3 protein-coding genes are annotated in these 2,834 nt (G+C 66.5%); 2 read left to right on the forward strand and 1 reads right to left on the reverse strand.

Translation table 11 applies throughout. The features are described from left to right. Positions 1–320, forward strand: a 320-nt coding sequence (locus JMF90_RS31940; RefSeq protein WP_201325928.1) for a PhoH family protein, incomplete at its 5' end; no start/stop codon positions are given. Between the two features lie 236 nt (positions 321–556). Beyond that, positions 557–1,648 carry a C40 family peptidase gene (locus tag JMF90_RS31945; protein WP_011549650.1) on the forward strand — a complete coding sequence of 364 codons (1,092 nt, stop codon included), beginning with the start codon at positions 557–559 and terminating at the stop codon, positions 1,646–1,648. Between the two features lie 141 nt (positions 1,649–1,789). Here the strand turns inward: JMF90_RS31945 and JMF90_RS31950 are convergent, their stop codons facing one another. Continuing rightward, positions 1,790–2,800, reverse strand: a complete 1,011-nt coding sequence (locus JMF90_RS31950; protein WP_006478628.1) for an inorganic phosphate transporter — start codon at positions 2,798–2,800, stop codon at positions 1,790–1,792. Positions 2,801–2,834 lie beyond the last annotated feature (34 nt).

The following is a 2,834-nucleotide window of genomic DNA, read 5'->3' on the forward strand; positions in this document are numbered from 1 at the left end:
AGTTGATCCGCTCGCGCCTGAAGGTGAAGAGCATGAACTTCATGCGCGGCCGCACGTTCGTCGACAAGTATCTGATCATCGACGAGGCGCAGAACCTGACGCCGAAGCAGATGAAGACGCTCGTCACGCGCGCGGGCCCCGGCACGAAGATCGTGTGCCTCGGCAACATCGCGCAGATCGACACGCCTTACCTGACCGAAGGCAGCTCGGGCCTGACCTACGTCGTCGACCGCTTCAAGGGCTGGGGCCACAGCGGCCACGTGACCCTCGCACGCGGCGAACGCTCGCGGCTCGCCGACTACGCGTCGGACATTCTGTAACGCGCACGCCGGCCGACCGGCCGGCTTTCGACGCCACACGGCGCTCCGTTTCCGGAGCGCCGTTTTTATTTGGGGTCGAAAACGAAGGTAATGCCCCGTCACGCAACAACGCAGTTTACGCGCGAAACTTCAAGTAAATTCTCAAGAATGGTTGCCTAAGCCCCGCTGGAGCGTCTACCATCGGGCCTATCTGTTGTCATACGATTCGCGAGCGCGCCGCGCTCGCCCGCCTTGCCATGCTTCGAATCTGGGTTCCCGTCGCCGTCGTCTCCCTGCTTGCGGCCTGTTCCAGCGTGCCGCCGCAGTCGGCATCGCGTTCCGCTTCGGGGATGAAGATCACGACGCCGCGCGCATTCCCCGCGCCCGCCAATTTCCCGAAATTCGTCGACCACAGCGTCGGCCAGGAAGAAATCTCGATCCAGGCGATGAGCCTCGTCGGCGTCCCGTATCGCTGGGGCGGCAACACGCCGACGAGCGGCTTCGACTGCAGCGGGCTCGTGCGCTACGTGATCGGCCGCGCGGCCGACGTGAACCTGCCGCGCACGACTGCCGACATGAGCGGCCGCGGCGTATCGGTCGAACCCGACGAGATCGCGCCGGGCGACCTGATTTTCTTCAATACGACCGGACGGCCGCATTCGCACGTCGGCATCTATGTCGGCAAGCTGCGCTTCGTCAACGCGCCGTCGACGGGCGGCACCGTACGGCTCGACTACCTGACGAACCCGTACTGGGCCAAGCGATTCGACGGCATTCGCCGCGTCGCGCCGCCGCGCTCGGCCCCGACGCCGTTCGATGCGCCGACTTACGAGGCCAAGCGTGACGAGCCGCGTAATCCGCCGGTGGTCGCGGCCGCTCCGGTGGTCGTGACGGCTGCCGTCGCACAGCGGCAGCCCGCGTATGCGTCGTCGCAAGCAAGAGCAACGCAGACACAGGCACCGGCCATCCCGAGCACGCCGGTCGTGACGGCCGCCGCAGCTGCACCGGCAGCACCGGCCGCCGATCCGTATGAACCGCCGCCACCGAGGATGCAGGCGGCCCAGCAGCAAGCCACGTCGGTGAATGACGGCGCAACCGCGATGGCGGCCAATGCAGGACCGGCCGCGTCGGCGGAGGTCGGCACGCAGATTCCGACGACCGCGCTGACGGCCGCCCAGGCTGCCGCCTTCGATGCAGAGCCGCCGCCCGCCACCGCGTCGACGCCGGCACGCAGTATCGAGCCCGCGCCCGTGCAGGTATTGCGTGCGTCGACGCAATCTGCACCCGTCAGCCCGCGCACGAGTACGGCGGACGATCCGATAGCACGGTTTGCGACCGGCAGTTACTGATCGATTGTTGCTTGCCGGGCGACGGTGACGTCGACGGTATCCGCTGCCGCTTCGCCGCAACCTTCCGCCCCCCCCAAAAGAAAATGCGCCGCGGCCTTTCGGCTCGCGGCGCATTTCGCGTCGATCAGGCGGCGTCGGCGATCAGAAGATCTGGTGCCCGAGCCACCACCCGCCGGCCGCGAACAGCGCGGCCGCCGGCAGCGTCAGCACCCACGCCCACACGATGTTGCCGGCGACACCCCAGCGCACGGCCGACAGCTTCTGCGTGGCGCCGACACCGACGATCGCGCCGGTGATCGTGTGCGTGGTCGACACGGGAATGCCGAGGAACGACGCGACGAACAGCGTGATCGCCCCGCCGCTTTCCGCACAGAAACCGCCGACCGGCTTGAGCTTCGTGATCTTCTGGCCCATCGTGCGCACGATGCGCCAGCCGCCGAACAGCGTACCGAGGCCCATCGACAGGTAACACGCGCCGATCACCCACGCCGGCGGCGCATCGGCGGTCGCCGACGCGTAGCCGCTCGCGATCAGCAGCATCCAGATGATACCGATCGTCTTCTGTGCGTCGTTGCCGCCGTGGCCCAGGCTGTACAGCCCGGCCGACAGCAGCTGCAGCCGGCGGAAGCGCCGGTCGACCTTGCTGGGCGCGGTACGGAAATACAGCCACGACACGCCGAGCATGAACAGCGAACCGAGGATGAAACCGAGCAGCGGCGAAATGAAGATGAACGCGATCGTCTTCAGCAGCCCGTCGATGTTCAGCGAGCTCCAGCCCGACTTCGCGAGCGCCGCACCGACGAGCCCGCCGATCAGCGCGTGCGACGAGCTCGACGGAATCCCGTAGTACCAGGTGATCACGTTCCAGCCGATCGCGCCGACCAGCGCGCCGAATATGACGTAATGGTCGACGATGTCGGGGTCGATCGTGCCTTTACCGACGGTCTGCGCGACTTTCAGGTGGAAGATGAAGTACGCGATCACGTTGAACGCGGCCGCGAACACGACGGCCTGCTGGGGCTTCAGCACCCCGGTCGACACGACGGTGGCGATCGAGTTCGCCGCGTCGTGAAAGCCGTTCATGAAGTCGAATACGAGCGCGACGAGCACCAGTGCCGCGACCATCCATAGGGCGAGTTGTATCGAATGCATCGTGGTCCGCTCAGGCGTTTTCCAGCACGATGCC

The organism is Burkholderia sp. E168m23, from assembly GCF_016586125.1.
Lineage (GTDB): Bacteria > Pseudomonadota > Gammaproteobacteria > Burkholderiales > Burkholderiaceae > Burkholderia > Burkholderia orbicola.